Consider the following 26,975-nt stretch of genomic DNA (forward strand, 5'->3'; position numbering starts at 1 on the left):
CCTTTTTTCTTTAGTAATCCAATTATTGATTTTCAATACTTATAGAAAGCATTGTACCAAAACAAAGACTGGCGATTGGACTATTCTCTCTTAAAACTCTCAAATACATATCTTCCTTTCTCAATTCAGTAACATTATCAAAATCTCCATAAAAAATATCTTTTTCTTTGTAAGTCAAAAATACACTAACTTGGTTTTCATATGTTCTTATAAAGATTTTTAAAGTAAAATCACCTTTACTAATTTTGTACGTTATATTGCCATCACCTACATTATCAGTCAGACTTTCGCTTTCAGATAGAAATAGTTCCATCAAGTCTAATTCATCATATTTCATTTTTTCAATCTCCTTTATTTAGGTATTACTGTAATTACATCACCTAAATCATTAATTATAACTGTAACATCACCAGTTTCAAATTTCCATGTATTTATTTGGTTTCCTGATATTTTCACACCATTTGTTATAGCGTCCTCAATAACTGATGGGGGAACATTTCTTGGCTGTACATATTTTTTTATAAAATCGCTATATTCTCTTGTTCCTGGAACGTATCCTTTACCTTTGGCAATTTCTTGTGCTCTAGTATGCAATTGAGCTCGAATATCTGGTGTGTCGGGAGCCATTCTTTCTAAAACATGTCCAGAATACTTACGTCCGTTTATAGTTGCTCCATTTTTATTTAAACTCCAAGATACATCATCCACAGCCCCACTGGCTTTCTTATAAGTCACATTCCCAGTACTTTTAGGCTTATCTAACACATAAGTCTTTCCGTTTTTGCTTCCTCTTAAAGCAGCGTTATCCGTTCCTTTAACTCCGTTAGAAAAGGTCTGCGCATTCCTTACCGACGCAATGCCCATTCCTAACATCCACAAGGAATCCCACACACCTGACTCTTGGATTTCATCCATAACTCCTTGGCCTTTTGACAGGAGACCTAATCCCAAAACTCTGTCATCTTTTTCAAAGTAATTATAGCCTTTTTTCTGTTGGTTATTGACCCGTGTTGTCAATTCTTTCGGGGTCAATCCCAAGACATCTAAGTCATATTTTTTTACTAGAGAAGCCAAGTTTCCTGATAATTTTTTCTCGTCTATTCGGTAGGAATAGCCGTCCTTTTCTAGCATGTAATAATTGAAACCGTTCTTTTTATCATGAACATAAAGAATGGTACAACCCGCTAACAGCTGTTTGTCAGTGACTTCATTTTTAGTATCTTTTTTGATTTCCGTAAAGTAACTTTTATCAACACCACTTGGCAAGGTGTAGAGGCCGTTGCTTTTGACAGTTGTTTCATTTAGGACTAAGATGCTTTGCATCGCCAACTGCATTTCCTCTAAGCTAGTGGCGAACAGGTTTTTGGTTTGTCGGTCAAACTCATTGAGCTTTTGTATTTGCTTGTGGAGCTTATCAACGTCCTGTTGCATGCTTTCTGCCATCTTAATAAAGGTCCGTTGGGCATTTTGTAAGAGTTCATAAATTCCTGGAATCGGCTGACTATGGGCTAGCGTGGCGACTGCCCTAGCAGAATCGTGCAATAATTGTTGGTTGGCTTTCATGATTTTTATTTTCAATTTGAGTTTGTCTTCATCTAAAAAACCTTCACTGGCAATAAACGCATCCGCAGCGCTGTATTTGGCCAAATCACTTTGGACATTATCAACGGCGGCAGTCATTCGATGAATCGTCGGAATCACTAATTCTGAAAATAGCCCTTTTCCCGCATTATAGGCAGCACCAGACAATGTATGACCGTCGATAGCTGCGATTAGTTGCTGACAACCTGCTGTTAGCTCACTGGTGGTTGTTCGGGCAACTGCTAGGTTGCTGGACAGCGCGCGCATCATTGCTGAAGAATCGCTACTGGAGTAGATTAATCCCATGACAACCGACTCCTTTCTCTTTGGAGCTGTAGTCGTTCTTCATTCGATTGTGCGGTTGCTTTTGTGTATCTTTGACTTAATTCATGTGTCTGTTGTTGTAAAAAGCCCCTTAAATAGCGTTGTTTTCCAGAGAGCTCCTCTTGCTCCCAACGCGTCGACTTACCTCCTTTATGAATCACTTCTGCGTTGAGTTGCTCAAGTTCGCGAAAATTTCTAGTTAGTTCAGACTCTAGTGTACCAAAAATGGTTTGGATTTGCTTCTTTTCCTTCGACAATTGATCCATTGCTCGTTCTTTTTCGACAATCTGTTCCGCGTAGTTCCTTCTTAATTTTTCATTCGTATCCTTTTCCATCGTTTCTCCTTATTTAAACGTTGTTTGGCTATCTCTAGCCGCCATCGTTGCCGCTAATTTGGGGAATTTATTGGCTTGTGCGTTGACACCATTGACTACTTTTGCTAATTGATTGAGCAGTTGATTACTGACTTTAACCCCTTTTTTCATGCTTGAAATATTGCTTTCTCCTAAATGACATATTTGATTTTTATTCACAGATACACTCTTGATCCCGACAATTGCCTTTTGGGCAGCGCCTTGATTGGATGCGATTTTTACAATCAACTTCCTCCTTTAATTATTATATAAAAAGAGCATTCAAAAGAATGCCCTTTCAATTCATTAAAAATCAGAAGAAATTTCTTACTCTTCTGATTCTTCATGTGCTCGAAACATCTGATTATATCTTTCTTCATCTTCTTGATTATCTCTAATGACTTTAGATAAAGTGAATGAAGAAGAAATTAACCCTACCGATCCCATTAAATAATATCCCTTTACCATTAAAGGCTCCTTTAATGTATAAAGTCCCACCAAAATTAATACCACAAAGAACAGAAACGAACCCCATGCTAACATCACAAAAGCTGGTGTGTTTCGATAAGCTTTTTTCTTTAAATGATTATTCATTTTCCCCTCCAACAACTATAATTATTTAAAAACCAAATGAATGTGCATCCTGTTGATCTCGTTGTGCGACAGTATCAGCGTATTTGTTCAATTGTTGATTGATGCTAATAAGTAATTCTTCCATTTTTTTCACGTTACCCTCTAATTGATTATATTGTTCCAAGTACGCTTGAAATGCTTCGCCTTTCCATTGTTGCGAAATTTGTTGATTCATTGAATTAACTTTGCGAATTGCATCGTTAATTTGATTCGAGGCTTGTGCGTAAACTTTAGCTTGACTCTTAAGTTGTTCTGGAGTTACCGCAACTGTCCCTACCATTTTCACCACTCCTTTTTAATCGTATATTTATTATTAAAATAATTAATTGTACACACAAACACCACATAAATAAAGGGTTTTTTTAACGAAATATTAAAAATTGTTATTAAATAACGTTTTAGGCATATATCAAGAAATATAAACAAACGTTGCGAGTAATCATTAAAATATTTATTTTATTAAAAATTATATCTATTAATGGATTTTGTTATTATTTTTAATTAAATGTATAATTATTATAAAGAAAAAACCACCGTAAAAATTCTTTAAAATAAAAAATTTTACAGTGGTTTTTAGTCTGTACTTAAAATTTAGCTATAGGATTTTTAAATTTTGAAGGAGATACCAACTCATCTATCTCATACACTATTACTTATTCTTTATTAAAATTTTTAACAAATCGTTTCAGCGGAACGTTATTCACTTCGCCGCTAATCGAATAACTCTCTAATAAATTGACATTTTTTCGTAATTCGTTCGCTTCGATAATTGAAATGCGTTCAGATTGTTCGTAATGATCAATCATCCGTCGTTCTTCTTGGAAGCCTAATAATAGGTCTTTGACATAGTTTGTCTCCGTATGAACAATATACGAATCAATAAATTCGCCTTTTTCAAACTTATGGGCTAAATCCAAGCGTCCGTCAATGAAGAAATCAATTAAATCATCATCATAGACACCGCGCAAATTATCTAAACTCTTCAGAATAACTTGAGAATTTCTTAGAAAAACTTGGCGAATATTTTCTAGTTCTTCATTTCGTAATTCTTTTTCTTCTTCAGAAGCTTCACCACGATTGAAAAATAGCTTAGGATGTAAAAGAATCGAAATGATTTGTCGAGCAAATAATAACCAAAAGCCTACAATCGATAATAATTGTTTGGCAATCGACCGTTGCATCCGTGTAATCAAGCGTTGATACATACGATAACTTCTGACACTAATTTCTCCTTGTTTCAGACTTTCTTCTAAGCCGTCTCGTTCAATGGACACAATTAACGTCCGCAACTCTTGCACTTCTTGTTTTCGTTCTGCACTTAGCTGCTCGGTATACAATTCTTTTAAACGATCTTGATAATTTTCAATGACCGCATTCATTTCACCACGAGGATTCTCTTCATTTTGCTGTTTTAAGACATCAATGACATCACGTAATAAATCAATTTCGACTGACTCTTCATTTTCCACTTCCGTCTCTGAATCAGTTAAAAATGGTAAAACTAGAATCCCGCCAATCAGAGTCACCAAAATAACACAAGCCGTAATGAATAGTAATAACGGTCGTTCTTTAAAATGCTCGCCGTTAATCGCTGTTGGCAAAATAAAGATGGTGGCTAAACTCACTGTTCCTTTAACACCGCCAAAAGTTAAAATCAGCATTTCATTCATTGCGTTTTTAACTTTTTTAAGGCCATGTTGAAGCGTGTAAACACTGAAAATGGCTAAGAAACGAATCAAAAAGACAACGGCGCTAATAATTAGAACAACCATTAGTAGGAACCAGTTTGAATATTGTTGGTCAATCCAAATTGGCGAAAACACTTGAGAAAGTTCAATTCCTAAGAATAAGAAAACTAAGGCATTTAAAGTGAACTCAATCATACTCCAAATACTTTCGCCAACATTTGACAGCTCTGCTTCAAAAAGCGAAACTTTTTTCAAACTAGACGCTTGCATAATTCCAGCAATCACAGCAGCAATAATTCCAGAAACGCCAATCAACTCTGAAATTAAATAAGCAATAAATGGCAAGAGTAATTCAATCAACAAGTAGCCTGTAACATCTTTTGCCACTGCAGTTTCAAGTAAATGAACAATTTGCTGTTTTAATAGAACTAACACGATTCCGACTACCGCTCCACCAATGCTGGAAATAACCAAGGTCCCTGCCGCTTCCACCGGCGAAAATGAACCCGTTAATAAAGCCGCTAATGCAAATTGAAAGGCTGTAACGCCTGATGCATCGTTAATGAGCCCTTCACCAGATAAAATGTTCATCGAACGTTCAGGAATGTCAATTCGTCCTGATAACGAACCTACCGCCACCGCATCCGTTGGCCCTAAAGCCGCCCCAAAAGCGAAGCAAGCAGCTAATGGTAAAGTAGGCAAAATCATATGCAGGGTCCAGCCGACTCCAACTAAGGTAATTAACACACCAAAAAAGGCCAAGAAAAGAATCATCCCGAAATTTTTCATCATTGCTTTCAGATTGATTAGCTCCCCTTCTCTAAATAAAAGCGGTGCAATAATCATTACTAAAAACACTTCAGGCTCAAATTCAATTTCCTGCCCCATTTTAGTTAAACCAATTAGAACGCCTACAATAATTTGCACAATTGGCAGCGGAATGACGGGAACAATCCGGTTGAATATGTTTGAGAAGGTAATAGACAGTGCAAAAACAATGATTAGAAAGGTAAATTCCATCCTATCATTCCCTTCTATATTAAATTTTTATTGACTTACCGATCAAAACATTTAAGTAATTTTTTCTTTTTAAGAATAATTTTCTTTTCGACTTCTTCTAACTCAGAACTGCGTTCGCAAAGTTCCAATTGAGCGCGTCGTGCTTCTAAACGAAGAAGTTCTCCTTTAATTAATTCAATTTTTTTGTAGCGTAAGAAATTTTTCTTTTGCATACGTTCTGCAAAGTGTTGTCGTTTTTCTTCAGGGATTGCTTGATATTTCTTTTTCAAGTCAGCGACACACTTTTCAAATTCTTCACTCACCGAAACAACTTCCTTCCAAAATTTAATCTGACTAATTATAACAAATTTTACCAAAAGTACAAGCAAAATTGCTTTCTTTTTTTTAAAAGAAATTCAGACAAAACTTAACGCGAGAAAAGCTGATTTCTAGGAGCTGAACATGGTTAATCTTCATTAACAATAATATCAATTTCTGCCTCTTCATTCATCCGTGTTGAAAGAAAAAGAACTATTTCTTCTAGTGGCGCAGAAAAGCGTAAAACCACCCCTCTTCTGCCTTTTTTTAAATACCCTAAACGAATACCGTTTGGCTTTTGAACAAGGACAATCTTTTCGATATCTTTAAAGGCCGTGCCCCGATTGTCAAAAGGATGCGTAATAATACAGTCCTCCGCAAAACCTCTTGCATCGTAAAGAAAACTGAAGATAATCAAAATATATAACACACTTCGAATCATTTCAATTTTATCTCCTGCCGAAAATGCATTGGCCAGAATCATTAAACTAAAAAAAGCAACTAAATATTTTGTTGTAGGATGTTTTGCAGCCGGAATTACAATACTTTTACGTACGAAGTAAAAGTAACCATACATAACGACGACAAATAAAAATAGCAATAACGTAAATCCATCGATAATCACAAACGACTCCTTTATTTCTTTTTCTTTTGAATATCTGTTAATATATCATTTATTTCTTTAATTTCTTTTTTTGATTCATTAATCTTTTTGATAACCGCCTCACGGTTTTTTCCAGGCGGTAAGTCAATTGATTCTTGGTAGTAGTTTGCTAAAGCTTGAACTTTTTTCATTTTTTCGCTTTGCAACAAGGCTATATTTCTTTTCATTTAACCGCCTCCTCTTCCTTAGTATACATTACTTTGTAAGGAATTGCTTAATTTGCAAGATATTTTCTAATAAAAAGGAGTAATTTTACATTTTCTTATAAACAAAAAGTATTCGGCTGAGTAACAGCAGCAAACGACAAAATAATAGAATAAAAGATGAGACAGAAGTAGTTTACTTTTGTCTCATCTTTTATTATTGAGCTGAAATCGCTAAACCAATTGCTTTTTCCCCTAGATGGGTCCCAATAACTGGACCAAAATGACCGATTTCAATTTCTGCATTTGGGTATAGCTTTTGTAATTTTGCTTGTTCTTTTTCAGCAACGATGCGGTTATTGGCATGAATCACGTACAGTTTAACTGGCGCTTCAATCCCTGCGTTTCGTTCACCAATAATCTTTTCTGCACGAGCAAAAGCTTTCTTTGTTGAACGGATTTTTTCAAATAATACAATCTTTCCATCTTCAAAAGTCAAGATAGGTTTAATCTTCAATAGTCCAGCAATCAACGCTGCGCCATTCGTTAAGCGACCGCCACGAACTAAGTTGTTCAGATCTTCTACAATTAGATATGCATACGTATTGTCACGAATTAAATCTAATTTGGCAAAAATTTCTTCTAAGCTGGCTTTTTCTTCTGTTAAATCTAAAGCAGCTTCTACCATGTGTCCCATTGGCATACTTGTAATTTTTGAGTCATATGGATACAAAGCAACGCCTGGGATTTCATCAGTAAGTCCGTGCAATGTATGAACAAAACCAGAGATTCCTGAAGAAAGATGAATGCTGATGATGGTGTCGTACCCTTGTTCAGCGATTGATTTGTAAAGCTCTAACACTTCTCCTAAAGCAGGTTGTGAAGTCGTCGGAAATTCTTTACTATTATTTAGCAATGCATAATATTCATCTGCTTCAATGTCAATGCCTTCGTTGTATATTTTTCCATCTAAAATGACTGGGATGGGAATTACAAAAAGATTCGGATGATCTTTAATGCGCTCGGGTAAATAAGCTGTACTATCTGTCACAATAGCAATTTTCATTTTGTAACCTCGTTTCACTAATTTTCCACGTTGTTTCTAATATAGCATAAAAAAGGATATTTTAAAATGCTTTCCTTATTCGTTCAGGAATTTTTCGATGGCGTCAGCATTTTTTTGTTCATCTACTTCTAAAATACTGCCTGCATAAGAGGATTCACCAAAATTCCAAGAATCTGGTACCGGAACCGATAATGACTCAACCCCTGCTTTTCCTTTAATCAGCAATGATGGTCCGTTCGTTAACATGAAACTAACAGGCACATCTGTCGACATATAGCCGACTAATTTCCCAAGTGATTCTGGGGTTCTTAATAAAGCCATTGGGTTTTTCATTTGGCTCATTACAGCTGACATAACTTGTTGTTGGCGACGAACCCGACCAAAGTCGCCTTCTTCATCCATCCTAAAGCGAGCGTATTGAAGTAAGACATGTCCATCCATGACCTGTTGCCCTTTTTCAATATCAACGCCATCTAAATTCAGTGATTTTTCTGCATCGATTTTGACACCTTTTGGAAACATAGAGTCAACAATTTTTTCAAATGATTGGAAATCTACCTTAGCATAATATTTCGTATCTAAATTAAAGTTTTGTTTTAACGTTTCACGAACCAATTCAGCACCGCCATAAGCGTATGCGGCATTAATTTTATTCGGCCCGACACCAGGAATGTCCACGAATGTATCACGCATAAATGAAATTAATTTCGGTTTTTTTGATGGTCCATTTAGTTGGAGAACCATTATTGTGTCGGCTCGTCCAGCATCTTCCCCACGTGTATCGCTGCCAAGAATTAAAATATTCTTAGCTCCGTTGCTACTTTTGACACCATTAAATGTTTCTACTTTTTCTTGAGGCAACGAGTCATCATGTTCTGCTGCAGATTTTCCTTTTAAAAACATGACTGTACTATAAGCAAATAACAGAATCAATAGGATCACTAGCCATTTGAAAAAGCGTTTTGTTTTTGATTTTTTACGTTTCTTTTTTGGTTTCTTGTCTTTTTTTCCGCGGGGTGGTTGGTCAGAACCGTTGCCACCACCTGAATCTGTTTGATGTCGCCTCTCACTTCTGCGACTGTCCTCAGTATAGCTGTCTTCGTAAACTGGCTCTTGAAGGCTTTCAGCTAGTTCTTCTGGTTCTTCTTCTCTATGTTCACCCATTGATTTTCGGGGATTAAAGGTCTTTTTATGCTCTGCTGGTCTCGATTTTTCATGAATATGTTTATAACGATCTACACGACTCATCGTGTCACTCCTTTACCTCTGTGTTTTATCACCTTTCTTAGGATACCTCATTTCGCAGGAAATTCCTATTACAAATATGTAATTTAATAAAAAATGAAACTCACTTTATCTAATAAGTAAGCTTCATTTTCATTTTTAACTCTTTAAAGTGTGGACAAAACATAGATCGGGTAATCCCCTAAAATTTTTATTTCTGCGCCAATGAGTTCCAGTTCTGTTAAAGCTGCTTCAATTAATTTTTCTGGTTGATCATTCACTAAGTCCATTAAAAAGAAGTACTCTCCGAGCTTTGTTTTCAACGGCCGCGATTCTATTTTGCTAAGATTAATCCCTCGCCAACTAAACACGCTTAATGCTTTGTGTAAAGAGCCAGGAACATTACTTGGCATCGTAATCGCCAACGTTATTTTTTTCTCAGATAGCGGGAAAGAAATCGCTAAATTTTCAGAACCAAGAACCCAAAATCGGGTTTGATTTACCGATAAATCTTGTATATTTTTTTCAACAATGGTCAAATCATACATTTCCGCAGAAAGTTTTGGTGCAATAGCTGCAAAAGGCAATTCTGGATGTTCTGCAATGTATTTGGCGGCGTAAGCTGTTGAAGGCGTTGGTTCTAAAATCGCTTCTGGAAAGTTTTTTGCTAGAAACATCTGCGATTGAGCTAATGCTTGCGGATGTGATAAAATTTTCTGACTTTGTTGCCAGATCGATTGATTCTCTTTTGCCACCATTAATTGTTGTTGAATCGGTAAAACCAACTCTGCTTGGACAGGTAACTGCGCTTGATGATACAAATAATCTATCGATGCGTTAACTGTTCCTTCAATCGTGTTTTCTATTGGAATAATGCTGCATGCCACTTCTTGCTGTTCAATTGCTTTCAAGCAAGCTGGAATCGATGCGTACGGTATCAACGTAGCATCAGGAAAAGCAGCCAACGTTGCACTGTACGTAAAGGAACCAATCGGACCTAAATAACCAACTTTCATCGTTTCTCTACTCCTTTAATTGTTGCAGAATTTCATTGATAATTTCTTCTGGCGAGCGATTGGTCGTATCAATTGTCATCTTCGCACATTCTTCGTAAAAACTTTTACGAGACTCAAATAAAGTAATGATTTCTTTTGAAGAACGTTCTATAGCTAAGGGCCGCTGGTTTTCAGTATCTTCTGCGATTCTTTTTAACAGCTCTTCTGGTGTCGCATATAAATAAATCACTTGCTGAAAAGATTTTAATAAGCTACGATTTTCTGGTCTGACAACAATCCCGCCCCCAGTTGAAAGGATGGCTGTATTTTTTGACAGCTCCTTTAAAAGTTGGGTTTCCTGTTTTCGGAAAGCTGCTTCACCATATTTTTCGAAATAGTCAGGAATTGAGCGTCCTATTTTTTCAATTAACGCTGTATCTAAATCAAGATGAGGCATCTTTAGTTTGTTGGCCAAACTTTGGCCGATAGTTGTTTTACCCGCACCCATGAAACCAATTAAAACAATGCTTTCCATGGTTCGTTATCCTCCTTCGTTAACAACTTAAACGTTCTAAGTCATCAAAAAATGTTGGATAAGAAACTGAAACTGCTTCAGCCTTATCTAATTCAACAGTGCCTTCTTTTACAAGTAATGCAGCAATTTGTAACATCATCCCGATACGATGATCCCCGTAACTGGTAACTCTTCCACCATGTAAAGAAGTTGGTCCATGTATAATTAAGCCATCATCAGTAGGTGTGATATCGGCGCCTAAAATTGTTAATTCTTTCGCTACTGCATCAATCCGATTGGTTTCTTTGACTTTCAATTCTTCTGCATCTCGAATGATTGTCGTGCCAGTAGCCTGAGTAGCTAACAAAGCAATAATCGGTAACTCATCAATTAAACGTGGGATAATAGCGCCGCCAATTTCTGTAGCTGTTAATTGACTCGTTTTTACAAGTAAATCGCCAGAGTGATTGGCCTCATCTTCATTTAACATAGTGACGGAACCACCCATGTTTTTAATCACATCTAAAATACCTGTCCGCGTTTGATTTAAGCCAACATTTTTCAGAAGTATCTCGCTATCTGGGACTACTAAACCCGCAACTAAAAAGAAAGCTGCAGAAGAGATATCACCAGGAACTACCACATTTTGACCTGTTAATTGTTGCGGTCCAGTTAACATAATTTTTTTACCGTCTACTTCAAGTGTCCCACCAAATTGTCGAATCATCTCTTCTGTATGATCACGTGTCTTTTCTTTCTCAACCACTACAGAAGTGCCCTCGGCTTGCAAAGCGGCGAATAAAATAGCCGATTTCACTTGAGCACTTGCAACAGGCATTGTGTAGTCAATCGGTTGCAAATTTTGAGTCCCGCGAATAGAAATTGGCGGAAACTCCGTTTGCTGAACCCCTTGACATTCCGCTCCCATTTGGTTTAAAGGAAGCATTACACGATTCATTGGTCGTTTGGCAATAGACGCATCACCAGCTAGGCGCGTTTCAAAGGGACAGCCAGCTAAAATGCCCAGCATCAGACGAATTGTTGTCCCTGAATTTCCAACATCAATTGTATTCTTCGCCTTTTTTAAGCCTGCAAATCCTCGCCCCTCAACGGTGATTGTCGTCCCGTCATCTTCAATGTTCACACCTAAAGAACGAAATGCCGCTAAGGTACTTAAACAATCTTCGCCTCTTAGAAAATTTGTAATCGTCGTTTTTCCAGAAGAAATCGCTCCAAACATAATACTTCTATGGGAAATCGATTTGTCGCTAGGAACCATCAGAGTCCCTTGTAAATGTTTCACATTTGTACGTAGTTGCACCCTCATCACCTCTTATTTTTCGTAACACGTATAGTTCGTTTTTTTAGATAAAATTTGTTTTGCAGCTTGGCAGTCTGGTTGATTTTTAAAAGACAATTGAAGAATCCCATAGATTTCTTCTCTCGTTTCTAAAATTTTAATATTTGTAAGAGAAAGGTCCGCTTCGCCTAAAATTTGCGTAATTTCAGCAATGATTCCTGGTTGATCTGGTACATCAACAAACAGATCATAGAAAGCTGGGATTGCGCCTTCTTTATGAATGGGCAACTGAGCACGTGTTTCTCTGGCCTTATCAAAAAAATTACGAATAGCTGGGGCGTTTTTTTCTGTTAACCATTGGCAAACAGTAGTCATCTCTTTTTGCCAATTTTCTAGTAAGTCCAATAATACTAAGCGATTGCTTAATAAAATATCCGTCCACATCGTTGCATCAGAGGAAGCAATTCGAGTAATATCTCTGAATCCTCCAGCCGCTAGCTGCTGCGCTCTAGGGTAAGTGGTATTCAGTTGCTGACTTTCGTTCACTAAAGCTGCGGCAACAATATGTGGCAAGTGACTTAGAGCACCAGTAATTTCATCATGTTCCTGTGCAGGCATCGTAATAAACTTCGCATGCGTTCCTTTTAGTAACGTTTGTAACTCCTGAATCTGTTTGTTTTTTTCGCCATGGTCATCGGTAAAAATATAGTAGGCATTTTCAAACAAACGTTCATCAGCGGCTGTTACGCCGGATTTATGTGAACCAGCCATTGGATGACCACCAATAAAATTTTTCATGTTAAGCTTTGTTGCTAACTGATTAATTTCCACCTTGGTACTACCCACATCTGTGATCAGAGCAGTTTCTAGTGATAATTGGTTTAATTCTTCTAGTTGTACTAAAGTTGCTTTAACTGGGGAACAAAGAAAAATAATCTCTGCTCGTCTTGCCCCACTTGTTAAAGATTCAGCTATCTCATCAATTAGACCCGTTTTCTTAGCAAATTCAGTTGCCTCCGCTTGATTATCGAAACCGATAATCTCACTGTTTGGATGCCCTTTTTTGATACACAAAGCCAGTGAACTCCCGATTAGCCCTAATCCTACGATTAAAATACGTTTCTTCATTTTTTCCCTCCATATACTTGCGACTTTCTTCCATTAAAAGTTTTGAGTATATAGGCGATAACGTTTCACTGCTTCTTTCATTTGTTCAAATGAGTCACTATCAAATTTTTCGAGCATAGCCTTTGCTACTTCCGTTGCAACAACGGCTTCACAAACAACGCTAGCGGCCGGTACCGCCGTGCTATCAGAGCGCTCAACACTGGCCTTATAAGGCTCTTTTGTATCAATATTCACGCTTTGTAATGGTTTATAAAGGGTTGGAATAGGTTTCATGACACCACGAACGATGATTGGCATTCCGTTGGTCATTCCTCCTTCAAAACCGCCTAAATTGTTGGAAGTTCTGGTATAACCAGTACTTTCGTCCCAAACAATCTCGTCCATCACTTGACTACCAGGGCGTTGCGCCATTTCAAATCCAATGCCAAACTCAGCACCTTTAAAAGCATTGATGCTTACAACAGCTTGCGCAATTTTGGCATCTAGTTTACGATCCCATTGAACATAGCTACCTAAGCCAGCTGGAACGCCACCCACAAGTACTTCTACTACCCCACCAATTGTATCGCCATTTTTCTTGGTTTGGTCAATTAGTTCTTTCATTTTTTCTTCTACGGAAGGATCTAATACGCGAACGACAGATTGTTCAGACCGTTCTTGAATTTCACGGATCGTTAAATTTTCAGGAATCGCAGCTTCAATCCCGCCTAATACCGCGACATGCCCAGCGACTTGGATATCCAGTTCAGCTAAGAGTTTTTTAGCAACCGCACCAATCGCCACACGCATCGTTGTTTCTCGTGCCGAAGACCGTTCTAAAACATTCCGTAAATCATCATGTTGATATTTCATGCCACCAACTAAATCAGCATGTCCTGGACGTGGTTTGCTGACGCGGCGGATTTTCTTTTGTTTTTCAGGAACTGGCTCTACTGACATCACGGAGGTCCAATTTTTCCAGTCTTTGTTTTCGACAATCAACGTTACTGGTGAGCCAAGTGTTTTACCATGCCGAATGCCCGAAGTAATACGTACTTGGTCTTTTTCAATTTTCATCCGTCCCCCACGACCGTAACCGCCTTGACGTCTTGCTAATTCTCGGTTAATCTCTTCGCTACTTAAAGGTAAGCCGGCTGGTAATCCTTCAATAATAGCAGTTAATTCAGGTCCATGTGATTCGCCTGCTGTAATAAAGCGCATCTTAAATTCCTCCTTCTCTGTTTAAAAATGCTCGAATTTCTTCCGTTGGTAAAGAGACAATTTTCGCTTGACCAATTTTTTCTAAGACAATGATTTTAATCTGTCCCCCACGTGTTTTTTTATCATGTGTAATTGCTTGATAGAGACGTTCTTCTGACCAACGATCTGTGGTTACTGGTAAATCGAACTTTTCTAGCATGGTGACCAACTCTTGGGTAGTCCCAAGTGGAGAAAGCCCTTGTTGTTCTGCGACTTGAGTTATTTGAATCATTCCTAAAGAAACGCCTTCACCGTGAGCAATCACCCCGTAACCAGCTGTATTTTCTAATGCGTGGCCAATCGTATGCCCAAAATTCAGAATCAAACGTAAGCCCAAATCTAATTCATCTTCTTCGACGACATCACGTTTAATCTTGCAACAGGCCGTGATAATTTCTTCTGCATGTGCCACTAAATCTTGTTCATTTTTCAAAGAGGATAAACGGTGCCACAATTCAACATCAGCGATAGCTGCTGATTTTACAATTTCTGCAATTCCTTCACGCACACGTCTAGGTTCTAATGTTTTAAGTGTATTAGGATCAATTAAAACCCCATCTGGTTGGGCAAAAGTACCGACAAGATTTTTGGCTTTTTTAGTGTTAACCGCTGTTTTACCTCCAATGCTACTATCTACTTGTGCCAGTAAGGTTGTTGGTACTTGCAAAAAGTGAATACCGCGCATATAGGTTGAAGCGACAAATCCAGCTAGATCTCCCACAACGCCTCCACCTAAAGCAATTAGACCATCACTTCGAGTCAATTGCTGTTCCGCTAAAAAATCATAAAGCAGCTGAGCTGTTTCGAGGCTCTTACTTTGTTCACCTGCCGCTACAGCAATCAATGATGTTTCAAAACCAGCAGCTTGCAGTTCTTTCTCAACAGCTGCGCCATATAATTTATTCACCGTTTCATCGGTAATAATCGCTACCCGTTGTGGCTGCCACAGGCTACGTACCCAGGTGCCAATTTTATCTAAGGCACCTGTTTCGATGGTTAAATCATATGAATGTGTAGGTAACGTTACGGTTAATTTCATGTCCTCTACTCCTCTGTCTTTACTAATCTTCTAAAGCATTAATTTCTTTCATTGCTTTTTCGATGATATGAACTTCTTTCATCATACGTAGGTAAGTTTTTTCATTCAAGGATTGTGGCCCATCTGACCACGCATTCGCTGGATCTGGGTGAATTTCTACAATCAAGCCGTCCGCACCTGAAGCAACACCTGCTCTGGCCATTGGCGGTACTAAATCCCAGATACCAACACCATGACTCGGATCAACAATAATTGGAAAATGACTTAATTTTTTAATTAAAGGCACCGCACTTAAATCAAGTGTATTGCGCGTAGCAGTTTCGTACGTACGAATCCCACGTTCAATGAAGATCACATTGAAATTCCCTTGCGCAGCAATGTATTCAGCTGCGTTTAGCCATTCATCAATCGTACCAGCAATCCCGCGTTTTAAGCCGATAGGTTTTCCAGTTTTACCAACCGCTTGTAATAACTTGAAATTTTGCATGTTGCGCGCACCGATTTGTAAAATGTCACTGTATTTTGCGACAAGTTCTAAATTCGCTTCATCCATCACTTCTGTAATGACTTGCATATCTAATTCATCAGCCGCTTGACGAATGTATTTCAGTCCTTCTTCTTCTAGTCCTTGGAAAGCGTATGGCGACGTTCTAGGTTTGAATGCACCACCTCGTAAAATTGTTGCACCGCCAGCTTTAGCAATTCGCGCACATTCACGAATCTGATCTAAGCTTTCGATTGAACAAGGGCCCGCCATCATGGTCATACTGCCGTCACCGATTTTAACACCGTTCACATCAACCACTGTATTCTCTGGATGAAATAAACGACTCGTTAGTTTGTAAGACAACGAAATGCGGACACTTTTCTCCACGCCTTCTAATGCTGTTAACTCTGCTTCAACTAATTTTTCTGTATCGCCAATCAAGCCTATCACTGTTTTTCCATTATCTTGACTTGTTTGAGTAGTTAAGCCTGCACCTGTTACTAAATCAATAACTTGTTTCATTTGCTTTTCGGTTGCATTTTCTTTCATAATTACGATCATTATATTCTCTCCTCATGCCTTTAAACGGCGCTCTTTTTATCTATTTTCAATTTTACGTTTTACGACTGATACAGGCATTTTTTGTCCTGTCCATTGTTCAAAAGCAGCAGCTCCTTGATAAAGTAGCATGTCCAAGCCGTTGCTTGTTTCTGCACCACGTAAACGGGCTTCTTTTAATAACTGTGTTTCTCTGGGATTATAAATAGCATCATACACAAATAACTTCGGTTGAATCATTGCATAATTTTCTATAGGACTACTATGCGCATGTGGATGCATACCCACACTCGTTGCATTAACTAACAAGACGCTTTCAGCAACATCTTTTGCTAGTTTTTCAGTATCCGCTAAATCGTTTAAATGAATTACACAGTTGGTTCGTTCAGTGAAATTTGCCAGTTTTTTTTGACTGTCGTTAAACCCCGCACTTTTCCTGTTGTAAACGGCGATTTCTTTCACGCCATCTAAAGCAGCTTGGGCAATGATTGATAAAGCTGCACCACCTGTTCCTAAGATGGTCATTTTATTCTGAAAAACGTCAACCTTTTTCTCTTTCAAACTCCACATAAAACCAGTACCATCCGTGCTGTCTCCGTAAAGTTTTCCATCTTTGTTGACAATCGTATTAATCGCGCCAACCAGTTGGGCGGTAGGACTTAGTTCATCCATATAACTTACAGCCGCCACTTTATTGGGCATTGATAAGTTGGCCCCTAACATGTGAAACGTTCGAATCGCTTCAATTGCTTGTGGCAATGTCTCTTGTCCAACGTCAAACGCCAGATACCGAGCATCAACTCCTAAATTTTGAAATGCTGTATTATGAATCAACGGTGAAATACTGTGTTGGCTGGGTTTCGCGAATAACCCAGCTAAACGAGTAGCTCCAGTTATTTCTTTCATCCTGTGTGCTCCTTTACGAAATTTTTTTAGTAAGTTTCTGAAATCCTAATTTTTGGCCAAACAAAAAGGATATTCACAGTAAATTTTAAGAAAAATCTACAGTGAATACCCTACAAAAAAGCAATATAAAAGCCACTATAGATTTTCTTAAATCTACATGGCTGAAAGTCATCTTAAATTTCCCTAGCCATTATAGATACAAACGTTTGTTGTCTGTACCCATAATGTTATGAATACAAACCTATCTAAAATAGCTAAAGTAAAAGTTATTCAGTTGTGTATGGTTTTTCTTCGTTGTTGTCATAAGAATCACTCCAAAACTGATTTAATTAAGAATTGTTAACAGTATACCGCTAGAAAAAACATGTGTCAACACTTATTCGCTTATTTTTTCGACTATTCCATTAAAACCAATGTTATTTTATTCGCCAAAAGACTAAAAAAGCCACAGGAACCAGTCATTTCACTGATTCCTGTGGAGCAAAAATTATTTTAATTCTTCAGCGTATACATCATCAACTGTTTGTGTTGGGTCGATAACAATGTATAAGTTTTTAGTTTTTTCGCTGACTTTTGTAGATTGATAGATGTTATCCAAGCCCTCATCTGTTTTATCTTTGTAAGGGAAATAAACTAAATCTGGTGTGCCATTTTTGTAAAGAATTTCCATACGTTCGATATCTTCATATTTTAAAGCACGAGAGAACATCCCTAATTCTAAGCCACCTAAGTTAATATCGTGGGTTTGAACATGATCTCCTTCTTGGAAAATTTCAATTTTGAACCCTTCACATGGATGAATTTCAACAAATTCACTACCATGGATACGGCCAAAACTTGTTGTAATATGTTTGATCCATAAATCACCAATAAAACGACGATCAATCGTCCAAGTTTCACCATTTCTGAAATAAAATTTAAGTCCTGTCATTTCTCTAGCCATAGCACAAATCTCCTTACTTAAAAATAATTTCTTACATTATTAGTTTACCATACTTTTGATAAACGGTCACAAACTTTCGCTGTAGATTCTTAATATTTTGTTATTCTTTTTAAAAAAGAATCAATATCAACTACTGCACGTTGGTGAGAACCTTTGGCAATTTGTCGTTCTCCTTCATAAGCAACAAATTCATAGCGTATTTTGTGTGCAGTCTGTTCAATGCTGGTCATCGTAACAACGATTGTCGCCCCTACCGCAGATGGATATAAGTGGTGTAATTCTAACACCGTTCCGACAGTTGTTTCCCCAACTGATAATTGGTCCTTCACAGCTTCTTTGGCTGTTTGTTCAATCATGGCAGCTAAAGCAGGAGTTCCTAAAACTTCTAAGTCACCAGAACCGAGCATTTTAGCCGTTTGTGATTCTTTCACCAAGAATTCTTTTGTAGACATTTCTGTTGGCATTATGCTTTCTCTCCTTTTGAACGTTGTTTTTTGGCAAACGAAAGCAGAACTTCTTGTTTATTCTCTAAGCTACCTTCAACAACGTGTTGCTCGATTTCAGCAATCAGTTCCCCTAACCATTTGCCTGGTGTTTCTTCTAAGACGGCTAAAAGGTCTTTTCCTGTTATGGCCAATTCATGTCTTTGATGGATGGGTAATGCCTTAACTAACTCTTTTGTTACTTGTACTTGACTCTCTTGTTGGTAATAATATAAAAGCCTTTCAACAAGTACTGCTGATTCTTCGCCTAATTCATAAAGCATCATTGGCTGCCAGTCGTTACTCAAGCGAAAACGCAAACCGCGTACTAATTGTGAAACGTTTTGAATTAATTGATTTGAAAGTTTCCAAGCCTTTAAGAAGGAGCGAATTTCTGCTTCTGGTAAATTCAACGATTGAATAAGTAACGTCCACGCTTCTGCTTCTGTTTCAATTTGACGAGCAGGCAAGTCCATTAAACGAAAAAGTCCAGCCCCTTGTTCTCGTAATTTGGGACAATATTGATAGCATTCTGTTTCAATAAACGGAGCTAAGCCACCTTGTCGATTAACCCCTAAAAGCATTTTTACAAATTCAATCGTAATGCGTTCTACTGAAATTTTTTCTAATAAAGGATGAAATTCAGCGATAGCGGCTAAGGTTTTTTCTTCAATTTTAAAATCTAATTGGCTAGCAAAGCGTAAGCCCCGCATCATTCGCAGAGCATCTTCATGAAACCGCTCATGGGGATTACCGACAGCACGAATGGTTTGATTAGTTAAATCTTCGATACCATCAAATAAATCAATGATTTCGCCTGTGCTGTCGAGCGCCAAGGCATTAATCGTAAAATCTCGCCGTTTTAAGTCTTCTTTCAAGGAGCGAACAAAGGTGACTTCATCTGGTCGACGAAAGTCTTGATAAGTTGACTCGGTACGAAAGGTTGTTACTTCATACTGTTGGTCTTCCATCAATACAAGGACTGTGCCATGTTCGATGCCCACATCAACGGTTCGTTTAAAAATTTGCTTAATCTCTTCTGGATAGGCACTTGTCGCAATATCGACATCATGGATTGGTTTATTTAATAAAGCATCACGGACGCTGCCCCCGACAAAATACGCTTCAAAGCCCTGTGCATTGATTTCACGAATAACGGGAGCGGCTTCTTTAAATTCGTTTGGAATAGTTGTCAATTTCATAGCATCTGTTCCAATCCGTAAAGTAGTTCTGTTCTCTGTACCACTTGCCGACAAGCTAACGCTACTCCTGTCATGAATGAACGCCGATCATAAGAATCATGCCGAATAGTGAGCCCTTCACCTACACTGCCAAATTGGACTTGTTGGTGTGCCACTAAACCAGGTAAGCGGACACTATGGATTCGCAGACCCTCGAAATCAGCCCCGCGTGCCCCTGGTATTGATTCTACCTCTTGCGGATTCCCTTGTTTTTTTGCTGGCCGAACTTCTTGAATCATTTCTGCAGTTTTTATAGCCGTTCCGCTCGGTGCATCCAATTTGTTATCATGATGTAATTCAATGATTTCCACATCCGGAAAATACTGTGCCGCTTTTTGGGCAAATTGCATCATTAAAACTGCCCCAATTGCAAAATTTGGCGCAATTAAGCCGCCGATGGCTTTTTCTCGAGATAGGTTTGTCAATTCGTTGATTTGTTCCTCCGTAAAGCCTGTCGTCCCAACAACTGGCGCCATACCATGTTCCAACGCAAAACGTGTATTTGGATAGGCGGCTTCAGGAACCGTAAAATCAATCCAAACATCTGGTTTGACAGCTAGGACTTCTTCTAAGCGCTGAAAAACGGGAATTGCTGTTTCATCATTGAAAGAAACAGTTTCTTGTGCTTCATGAGGATCATACACACCTACTAATTCAAAGTCTGCGGTTTCTAAGACCATTTGTGTAGCAGTACTGCCCATCCGTCCTTTAAACCCAGCGACAATTATTTTAATCATGTGTTTTCCCATCCTTTCTTTCAAAGCGATAGCGATCCCGCTTGTTAAATTTGGCCATATTTTCTTCAAAAACTTCGGTTAAATCAATCTCTAAAGAATTTGCCATGCTAATCAATACAAAAAAGACATCTCCAAGTTCCTCTGATACTGTCTTTGGTTTTTCGTCTGCTTTTTTCTGTTTTTCACCATAATAATGATTGACTTCACGGGCTAATTCTCCGACCTCTTCCGTCAAACGAGCCATTTGTCCTAATGGTGAAAAATAGCCTGTTTTAAACTGTTGAATATAATCATCAACTTCTGTTTGCATCGATTGCAAACTACGTTGTTCTGATTCTGACATTTTACCCCAACCTTTCTTACTCTACCTCCTACATCTTATCAAAAACTTGGCTATCTGGAAAGGTTCTACTTGTTGTTTTATATAGAGAATGATACAGTTTATACTGTAAAAGGACGTGATTAAATGGAAGAACAAAGATTTTATTTTAAAGATGTGTTATTTATTGTATTAGGAAGCTGTATCTATGCCTTTGGTTTGGTTACTTTCAATATTGCCAATGACCTGGCCGAAGGTGGTGTCACGGGGATTACTTTGATTTTAAGAGCCTTATTTCATTTTAACCCAGCATATACGACATTATTAATCAATATTCCGCTCTTATTAATTGGTGGTAAAATTTTAGGCAAACGTTCCCTCTATTATACGCTAATTGGTACCGTGTCGTTATCGGTATTTTTGTGGTTTTGGCAAAAATTTCCTGTTGAAATTAATTTAGATCATGATTTATTGATTGCTGCTCTCTTAGCTGGTTTGGCCGCAGGATTCGGTAGTGGCCTTGTTTACCGCGTAGGCGGAACCACTGGTGGGACCGACGTCATTGCCCGCATTTTCGAAAAATACTTTGGGATTAGCATGGGACGCTCGTTGTTACTTTTTGATGTTGCAGTCTTACTCCTCTCGTTGACCTATATTGATGTCAAACGAATGATGTATACTTTAATTGTGTCCTTTGTTTTCAGTCGTGTTGTTGATTCTGTACTCGATGGAGCCTATGCTGCGAAAGGAATTTTAATTGTTTCCAATCATTCCGAAGAAATCGGTCAAAGTTTAATGGCTTCTTTAGAACGCGGGGTAACATATTTAAATGGTGAAGGTGCTTATTCACAAGTGGAAAAACGGGTTCTCTACACGGTAGTCAGCCCTCGAGAAATAATGGAAGTCAAACGGATTGCTAATGAAATAGATGAAAAAGCCTTTGTGTCCATCATTAACGTACATGAAGCAATTGGCGAAGGCTTTACTTATGCAAAACCCAGCAAACAACGGCGCTTTAAATTAAAACAATAAATAAAACCCAGCATTTATTGAAAATGCTGGGTTTTATTTATTGTTGTTTCAAACGATTTAATTCATCGGATAATTCTAAAAACGCTTCTTTGTTGCCTGTTTCTAAAGCATCATCAATTTGAGCTTTAAGTAATGCCATTCGTTGCGTTTGTTCTTCTTGCTTAAAATATTGATCAATCGCTCTGGCAACTTCTTGATCCACTTGTTCATTCCATGGCGCAAACGGATTATCTTCTAAAACAGATAAATACTGGCTCGTTTGCCAAGCCTCTGGAAATACACATTCTAAATAAAGAGCTTTCCGCCAATTCATTCGAATCTCATGAAAAATTTGTTCCGGATCTGTAAATTCTTGTGCTTGGATAAAAAGCAATAACGGCTCCTTACCTAAACCATCCGCTACCACACGAATCCCCCGATCGGTTTTCTCTACGTTCTCAACAAAATGAACATTATTTAAAATCGCATCATGCGTTAATAAGTAATTTAAAATCCACAGTACTTCTCTTCTTCCAAAAGGCACGGTATTCACTAACCAAGTTAAAAATTTTTTCTTTTCTGATAAACTAACAAACATCGTCGTTTCCTATCTTTCTTCCATATCTGCTAGCACAGATTGCATGTCTACATCACCAGGTTCATGTTCCAAATAATGGTGCAACAAGTGTTTTGCTTTTTCAAGTTCGCCTTCTTCTCGTAAGAACAATGCGTATTCTTTTAGAAATTCTGGTTCGTGAGACAATTCTTGCGCTGCTTGTTCGTAATGAACTTTAGCGAAGGCAAAGTCTTCTAATTCGTTGTACGCTTTTGCTAAGTTCCATTCAGCATAAGGATGATCCGTTTCCTCTAAATCATTTAAGATAGTAATTACTTCCTCAAAACGCTCTTCCGTGATGTAGAGATTACTTAAGGTCAAACGACTTTCATCTGTTTTCTCACCTAATTCCAAAGCTTTTAACAACCAGTTTTCAGCACCAGCAATATCGTGTAAGCGATAGGCATTTTCAGAGGCAAATTGGTATAACTCTACTTGGAAGGGGTTTTCCGCAATTCCTTCTTCGATCACCGCTTTTGCTTCCTCTAATTGCTCTTCTTCTTGGAGCGCTTCCGCTAAATATAGATAAAGTGATTGATAATGTGGGTTTAGTGTTTTTAATTGCTGGAACAACGCAATGGCTTTTTGATTCTCATGTAACTGTAAATAAGTGAAAGCTAACTGGAATAAACGATCGTCTGTTTGTTCTTCTTTGACCGCGGCTTCCAAATAAGGAACTGCTTCTTCAAAATCACCTAACATGCTGTAACTACTTCCTAAGCGTTCATTCAAGGAAATAGCAGAGATTTGCGCTGTCCCGCTTTCTACAATGCTTTGATAACGAGTAATAGCCTCGACAAATTGACCATTTGTAAAATATAGTTCTCCCAAAGCAAATTGAATTAACGGCTCTTCTGGCATAAGATTGGCTGCTTCTTTTAATTTCGCTTCACTGACTTCTGGAATCCCTAAAACTTGGTACAAATCCGCAGTGACTAAGAGACTTTGGATATAACTGTCACTAGTTTCTGGAATTTTTTCTAAATAGATGAATGCGTCATCTATTTCATTATTTTCAATGGCGATTTCTGCTAATGGAATGTTTAAGCCATCTGCATCGGGAAATTGTTCCAACAATTGTTGGAAAATTTGTTTGGCTTCTTCTAGAAAACCTAAAGATAATAACGTTTCCCCTAAATCAGCTAAGGTATTTTCATCATCTTTCTTTAATGCTTCTTCAAACATTAACTGTGCTTCTGCTAAATTTTCAGCTTGTAATGCTTGAACCATTTTTTCACTATATGACATAATTTCCCCTCAAATCTCTTTTAAAATTTCTTGGTATCTTTCAATCGTTGTTAACAGTTGATCGGGCGTTGGCTTTAAAGCTGCTCCTAGCTGACCGATTTTTTCCAACACCATAGGAGGACCTAGTGTTTCTGTGTGAGCCAAGACTTGTTCTGCGTAATCAGCACTTAAAATTTCTTTTGGAAACGCCACCGGAAAACCTAAGCGAATAAACCAAACGATAAAATTTTTAAATTGAAAGTCAAAGTGATTGACTTGCTGGCTCCATAAAACTTGTAACAATAATCCCAATAATCGTTTCATGGGACCTGATAACAAATGGCCATTTTCGGTTGTAGCAAAGGCCGCTTCAAAAACTCGGCCAAATTGATCCACTTTTTCCCCTGCTTGTTCATACAAAGATAACAACTCGTCTAAAATACCATTAAATGACGTTTGATTCAACCGTTTTTTATCTGGATACGTTTGGTATAACATTTGTAAATAAGTATAATCACAGACAAGACCCGCTCGAATAAAAACGAGCAAATCAATTAAAGGAGCGGCACCTTTTTTATTGGTCAAGGTACTATCAAACAAAATTTCTTCTGAATGATTTTCTATATGCATAGTTGCATGCTGTGCTTGCTGAATTGTGACACTTGGTAAAAGTCCTTGCCGTAACGCTTGAACAGACACAGGCATCAGCCAACATTTGGAGGAACACTTACTTACTTGGTGCAAAAATGCGGTTAATTGTAGTACCCCTTCATTACCTAAACCAATCAATAAAACATCCTGATTTTCTGGCCAATCAGCTAAGAAACGTAACACACTTTCTAATTCTGATAAGTCATTGCAATGAACATCATTGCGACAAATATACCAGTTTAATCCCAACTGTTCCCCAAAGGCATAATTAATCTTCTCCGAAAAAAGATCATAGTAACGCTGATTCGCCAAAACAACGATTGACTCCGTCGTTACTGGTCGTTTTTTTAGGACGGAAGCAAATGTTTCTCCATAAATAATAGCGACCTTGTTTTCCCCTCTAGAATAGTTGTATTTCATTGATTCACCACCTTAAGACTGTTTCCTCTTCCTTCACCCCAAGTCTAGCATAACCACTAAAAAACAGCTACTGGCAACAACTTATTTTTGTCCTTCATTCATAAATCTTTCTCTTTTTATCAAAAAAGCAAGGAGCGAGTGTCGAACCGTTCCCGCTTGATTCTCGGAGCGAAGCACGTTTTTCTCACCTAAGGTTCGTTACAATTTAGCCTTTTAGCGTACTGTTTCGACCACCTCTTAAAATAACATTTTTTATGTATGATTCAAAAAAGAACCCTTGGAAACCAAGGGTTCTAATTGTCTGTCTTATTTCACTGCATCTTTCAATGCTTTACCTGGTTTGAATGCAGGTACTTTGCTTGCAGCGATTTGAATTTCTTGTCCAGTTTGTGGGTTACGTCCTTTACGAGCTGCGCGTTCGCGAACTTCAAAGTTACCAAAACCGATTAATTGAACTTTTTCACCTTTAGCAAGAGTTTCTTGAATTGTTGAAAAGACAGCGTCTACTGCTGCAGTAGCATCTTTTTTAGTTAAACCAGTTGAAGATGCAACGTTTTCGATTAATTCTGCTTTATTTGCCATGGATCATTTCACCTCCTCTATAAGAGATACGATGTTTTTACACACCTAAAGTTCCGTCTATTTTTGAGTGGTCCAAAAACAGACAGCAAATATTGATCTGGTTCAATATTCTGTTAACAAGATAGCATAAGAAAGTTGTAATAGCAAGGTTTTTAGTGTATTTTAACCAGTTTTTTCAAAAAATAATCATTTTTTCTCAAAGTTGATAAATTTATTTGAATATCTAAAAAAAGTATGGTAGAATGCACTATTTTCGGCGTCGCGGAATGATTTTAATTGGCGTGCCCTCAAACGTAAATGCTTTTCTGATTTGATTTTCTAAAAACCGGGCATAAGAAAAGTGCATTAGTTCTTCTTCGTTGACAAAAATAACAAATGTAGGTGGTTTGACTGCCACTTGTGTTGCATAAAAAATCTTCAAACGTTTTCCTTTATCGGTTGGTGTTGGATTAATTGCTACAGCATCCATTACAACGTCATTTAACAACGCTGAAGGAATCCGTAAGTTTTGATTCATACTTACTGTTTCAATTAGTTCAGGCAGTTTGTTTAAACGTTGTTTGGTTAATGCAGACACAAAAATAATGGGTGCATAATCTAAATATTGGAATTCATCACGAATTTCCGCTTCAAAATCACGCATTGTATTTGTATCTTTTTTGACTGTATCCCATTTGTTGACCACGATAATAATACCGCGACCTGCTTCATGGGCATAGCCCGCCACACGCTTGTCTTGCTCACGAATACCTTCTTCTGCATTCAAGACCATTAAAACAATGTCTGAGCGTTCAATCGCCCGCATTGCGCGCATGACGCTATATTTTTCAGTTGATTCGTATACTTTCCCACGTTTACGCATACCAGCCGTATCAATCATTAAGAACTTTTGACCTTCTTCAGATTCAAAATACGTATCGATTGCATCTCGCGTTGTTCCTTCAATATCTGAAACAATCACGCGATCCTCACCAAGAATAGCATTAATCAATGATGATTTACCGACATTTGGACGCCCGATTAAACTGAATTTAATTGTATCTTCGTCCTCTTCTTCTGAAGTGTTAGGAAAATGTTTAACTGCTTCGTCTAACACATCGCCAATGCCTAAACCATGACTACCAGAAACTGGGAAAGGATCCCCTAGTCCTAAAGCATAAAATTCATAAATATCATTACGCATTTCAGGATTGTCAACTTTATTAACAGCTAAGATCACTGGTTTATTACTACGATATAAAATTTTTGCTACTAACTCATCTGCATCAGTAATTCCTTCACGACCACTAGCAACAAAGATAATCACATCTGCTTCATCAATCGCAATTTCTGCTTGGTGTTTGATTTGATCCATAAATGGTTCGTCACCTAAATCAATCCCACCGGTATCAATAATACTAAATTCACGCCCTAACCATTCTCCAGTTGTATAAATACGGTCGCGTGTTACGCCAGGAGTATCTTCTACAATCGAGATACGCTCACCGGCAATGCGGTTAAAAATAGTCGATTTACCGACATTCGGTCTACCGACAATCGCAATAGTTGGATTTGCCATTTGATTCCCTCCTTGAGAATTTCAATCCT

31 protein-coding genes are annotated in these 26,975 nt (G+C 37.9%); 1 reads left to right on the top strand and 30 read right to left on the bottom strand.

Going from position 1 to position 26,975, the window contains the following annotated elements; translation table 11 throughout:
* Positions 1-22 precede the first annotated feature (22 nt).
* The 25 genes from IGI97_RS07445 to IGI97_RS07565 all read right to left on the bottom strand — a co-directional run bounded on the left by IGI97_RS07445 (position 23) and on the right by IGI97_RS07565 (position 20,905).
* Positions 23-337, bottom strand: coding sequence for a hypothetical protein (locus tag IGI97_RS07445; protein ID WP_016626674.1), 315 nt, complete (start codon positions 335-337; stop codon positions 23-25).
* Between the two features lie 14 nt (positions 338-351).
* Positions 352-1,887, bottom strand: coding sequence for a T7SS effector LXG polymorphic toxin (locus IGI97_RS07450; RefSeq protein ID WP_438738321.1), 1,536 nt, complete (start codon positions 1,885-1,887; stop codon positions 352-354).
* Positions 1,878-2,240 carry a hypothetical protein gene (locus tag IGI97_RS07455; RefSeq protein WP_002354889.1) on the bottom strand — a complete coding sequence of 121 codons (363 nt, stop codon included), beginning with the start codon at positions 2,238-2,240 and terminating at the stop codon, positions 1,878-1,880. The genes IGI97_RS07450 and IGI97_RS07455 overlap by 10 nt, the downstream gene beginning before the upstream one ends.
* A 9-nt stretch (positions 2,241-2,249) precedes the next feature.
* Entirely contained in the window at positions 2,250-2,504 is a 255-nt protein-coding gene (locus tag IGI97_RS07460) for a hypothetical protein (RefSeq protein ID WP_438738793.1), read from the bottom strand.
* A gap of 81 nt (positions 2,505-2,585) precedes the next feature.
* Positions 2,586-2,852, bottom strand: coding sequence for a YiaA/YiaB family inner membrane protein (locus IGI97_RS07465; protein WP_010828797.1), 267 nt, complete (start codon positions 2,850-2,852; stop codon positions 2,586-2,588).
* 25 nt (positions 2,853-2,877) lie between these two features.
* Complete coding sequence (locus IGI97_RS07470) at positions 2,878-3,171, bottom strand: WXG100 family type VII secretion target (protein ID WP_010824652.1); 294 nt, start codon at positions 3,169-3,171, stop codon at positions 2,878-2,880.
* A 373-nt stretch (positions 3,172-3,544) separates the two neighbouring features.
* On the bottom strand, positions 3,545-5,599 hold the full coding sequence (locus IGI97_RS07475) for a cation:proton antiporter (protein ID WP_438738323.1): 2,055 nt from the start codon (positions 5,597-5,599) through the stop codon (positions 3,545-3,547).
* Between the two features lie 35 nt (positions 5,600-5,634).
* Entirely contained in the window at positions 5,635-5,967 is a 333-nt protein-coding gene (locus IGI97_RS07480; RefSeq protein WP_002357572.1) for an ACP phosphodiesterase, read from the bottom strand.
* 77 nt (positions 5,968-6,044) lie between these two features.
* Positions 6,045-6,521, bottom strand: a complete 477-nt coding sequence (locus tag IGI97_RS07485; protein ID WP_002365662.1) for a hypothetical protein — start codon at positions 6,519-6,521, stop codon at positions 6,045-6,047.
* Between the two features lie 11 nt (positions 6,522-6,532).
* Entirely contained in the window at positions 6,533-6,727 is a 195-nt protein-coding gene (locus IGI97_RS07490; protein WP_002357574.1) for a hypothetical protein, read from the bottom strand.
* Positions 6,728-6,920: 193 nt separating this feature from the next.
* Positions 6,921-7,769, bottom strand: a complete 849-nt coding sequence (locus IGI97_RS07495; protein ID WP_002382324.1) for a DegV family protein — start codon at positions 7,767-7,769, stop codon at positions 6,921-6,923.
* A 75-nt stretch (positions 7,770-7,844) separates the two neighbouring features.
* A complete protein-coding gene (locus IGI97_RS07500) occupies positions 7,845-9,017 on the bottom strand; it encodes an LCP family protein (RefSeq protein WP_438738325.1) in 1,173 nt (390 codons plus the stop codon).
* A 143-nt stretch (positions 9,018-9,160) separates the two neighbouring features.
* Positions 9,161-10,009, bottom strand: a complete 849-nt coding sequence (pheA, locus tag IGI97_RS07505) for a prephenate dehydratase (RefSeq protein ID WP_438738327.1) — start codon at positions 10,007-10,009, stop codon at positions 9,161-9,163.
* A gap of 7 nt (positions 10,010-10,016) precedes the next feature.
* Positions 10,017-10,523: a shikimate kinase gene (locus IGI97_RS07510; RefSeq protein ID WP_438738329.1), complete on the bottom strand. Its 507-nt coding sequence runs from the start codon at positions 10,521-10,523 to the stop codon at positions 10,017-10,019.
* 19 nt (positions 10,524-10,542) lie between these two features.
* Positions 10,543-11,781, bottom strand: coding sequence for a 3-phosphoshikimate 1-carboxyvinyltransferase (gene aroA, locus IGI97_RS07515; protein ID WP_438738795.1), 1,239 nt, complete (start codon positions 11,779-11,781; stop codon positions 10,543-10,545).
* A 54-nt stretch (positions 11,782-11,835) separates the two neighbouring features.
* The gene (locus tag IGI97_RS07520) at positions 11,836-12,930 is read right to left on the bottom strand and encodes a prephenate dehydrogenase (RefSeq protein WP_438738331.1); all 1,095 of its coding nucleotides are present in this window, start codon (positions 12,928-12,930) and stop codon (positions 11,836-11,838) included.
* 33 nt (positions 12,931-12,963) lie between these two features.
* On the bottom strand, positions 12,964-14,130 hold the full coding sequence (aroC, locus tag IGI97_RS07525) for a chorismate synthase (RefSeq protein ID WP_438738333.1): 1,167 nt from the start codon (positions 14,128-14,130) through the stop codon (positions 12,964-12,966).
* Position 14,131: 1 nt separating this feature from the next.
* Positions 14,132-15,208 (bottom strand): 3-dehydroquinate synthase, encoded by a 1,077-nt coding sequence (gene aroB / locus IGI97_RS07530; protein ID WP_438738335.1) that lies wholly within the window; start codon positions 15,206-15,208, stop codon positions 14,132-14,134.
* A 22-nt stretch (positions 15,209-15,230) separates the two neighbouring features.
* The gene (aroF, locus tag IGI97_RS07535; protein WP_002363948.1) at positions 15,231-16,256 is read right to left on the bottom strand and encodes a 3-deoxy-7-phosphoheptulonate synthase; all 1,026 of its coding nucleotides are present in this window, start codon (positions 16,254-16,256) and stop codon (positions 15,231-15,233) included.
* A gap of 36 nt (positions 16,257-16,292) precedes the next feature.
* Positions 16,293-17,159: a shikimate dehydrogenase gene (gene aroE, locus IGI97_RS07540; RefSeq protein ID WP_002369402.1), complete on the bottom strand. Its 867-nt coding sequence runs from the start codon at positions 17,157-17,159 to the stop codon at positions 16,293-16,295.
* Positions 17,160-17,646: 487 nt separating this feature from the next.
* Complete coding sequence (locus IGI97_RS07545) at positions 17,647-18,102, bottom strand: hypothetical protein (RefSeq protein WP_002357586.1); 456 nt, start codon at positions 18,100-18,102, stop codon at positions 17,647-17,649.
* A gap of 89 nt (positions 18,103-18,191) precedes the next feature.
* Positions 18,192-18,566, bottom strand: a complete 375-nt coding sequence (locus IGI97_RS07550) for a thioesterase family protein (protein WP_438738337.1) — start codon at positions 18,564-18,566, stop codon at positions 18,192-18,194.
* Positions 18,566-19,786, bottom strand: a complete 1,221-nt coding sequence (locus IGI97_RS07555) for a CCA tRNA nucleotidyltransferase (RefSeq protein WP_002365655.1) — start codon at positions 19,784-19,786, stop codon at positions 18,566-18,568. The genes IGI97_RS07550 and IGI97_RS07555 overlap by 1 nt, the downstream gene beginning before the upstream one ends.
* The gene (dapB, locus tag IGI97_RS07560) at positions 19,783-20,562 is read right to left on the bottom strand and encodes a 4-hydroxy-tetrahydrodipicolinate reductase (protein ID WP_002357591.1); all 780 of its coding nucleotides are present in this window, start codon (positions 20,560-20,562) and stop codon (positions 19,783-19,785) included. The genes IGI97_RS07555 and dapB overlap by 4 nt, the downstream gene beginning before the upstream one ends.
* On the bottom strand, positions 20,555-20,905 hold the full coding sequence (locus IGI97_RS07565) for a nucleotide pyrophosphohydrolase (RefSeq protein WP_002363944.1): 351 nt from the start codon (positions 20,903-20,905) through the stop codon (positions 20,555-20,557). Before IGI97_RS07565 ends, dapB begins: the two co-directional genes overlap by 8 nt.
* A 123-nt stretch (positions 20,906-21,028) precedes the next feature.
* On the opposite strand from IGI97_RS07565, the gene IGI97_RS07570 reads away from it, so the two are divergent.
* Positions 21,029-21,913: a YitT family protein gene (locus IGI97_RS07570; RefSeq protein WP_002357595.1), complete on the top strand. Its 885-nt coding sequence runs from the start codon at positions 21,029-21,031 to the stop codon at positions 21,911-21,913.
* A gap of 37 nt (positions 21,914-21,950) precedes the next feature.
* On the opposite strand, the gene IGI97_RS07575 is transcribed toward IGI97_RS07570, so the two are convergent.
* The 5 genes from IGI97_RS07575 to der all read right to left on the bottom strand — a co-directional run bounded on the left by IGI97_RS07575 (position 21,951) and on the right by der (position 26,946).
* Positions 21,951-22,490 (bottom strand): ReoY family proteolytic degradation factor, encoded by a 540-nt coding sequence (locus IGI97_RS07575; protein WP_002360333.1) that lies wholly within the window; start codon positions 22,488-22,490, stop codon positions 21,951-21,953.
* Between the two features lie 9 nt (positions 22,491-22,499).
* Complete coding sequence (locus IGI97_RS07580) at positions 22,500-23,756, bottom strand: tetratricopeptide repeat protein (RefSeq protein WP_438738339.1); 1,257 nt, start codon at positions 23,754-23,756, stop codon at positions 22,500-22,502.
* Between the two features lie 9 nt (positions 23,757-23,765).
* Positions 23,766-24,806, bottom strand: coding sequence for a hypothetical protein (locus tag IGI97_RS07585; RefSeq protein ID WP_002357600.1), 1,041 nt, complete (start codon positions 24,804-24,806; stop codon positions 23,766-23,768).
* A 306-nt stretch (positions 24,807-25,112) separates the two neighbouring features.
* Positions 25,113-25,388 carry an HU family DNA-binding protein gene (locus IGI97_RS07590; protein WP_002357604.1) on the bottom strand — a complete coding sequence of 92 codons (276 nt, stop codon included), beginning with the start codon at positions 25,386-25,388 and terminating at the stop codon, positions 25,113-25,115.
* Positions 25,389-25,635: 247 nt separating this feature from the next.
* Positions 25,636-26,946 (bottom strand): ribosome biogenesis GTPase Der, encoded by a 1,311-nt coding sequence (gene der / locus IGI97_RS07595; RefSeq protein ID WP_002357608.1) that lies wholly within the window; start codon positions 26,944-26,946, stop codon positions 25,636-25,638.
* Between the last annotated feature and the right edge of the window lie 29 nt (positions 26,947-26,975).

The sequence above is a fragment of the Enterococcus sp. DIV2419 genome, from assembly GCF_051711865.1.
In the GTDB taxonomy this organism is placed as follows: Bacteria; Bacillota; Bacilli; order Lactobacillales; family Enterococcaceae; genus Enterococcus; species Enterococcus faecalis.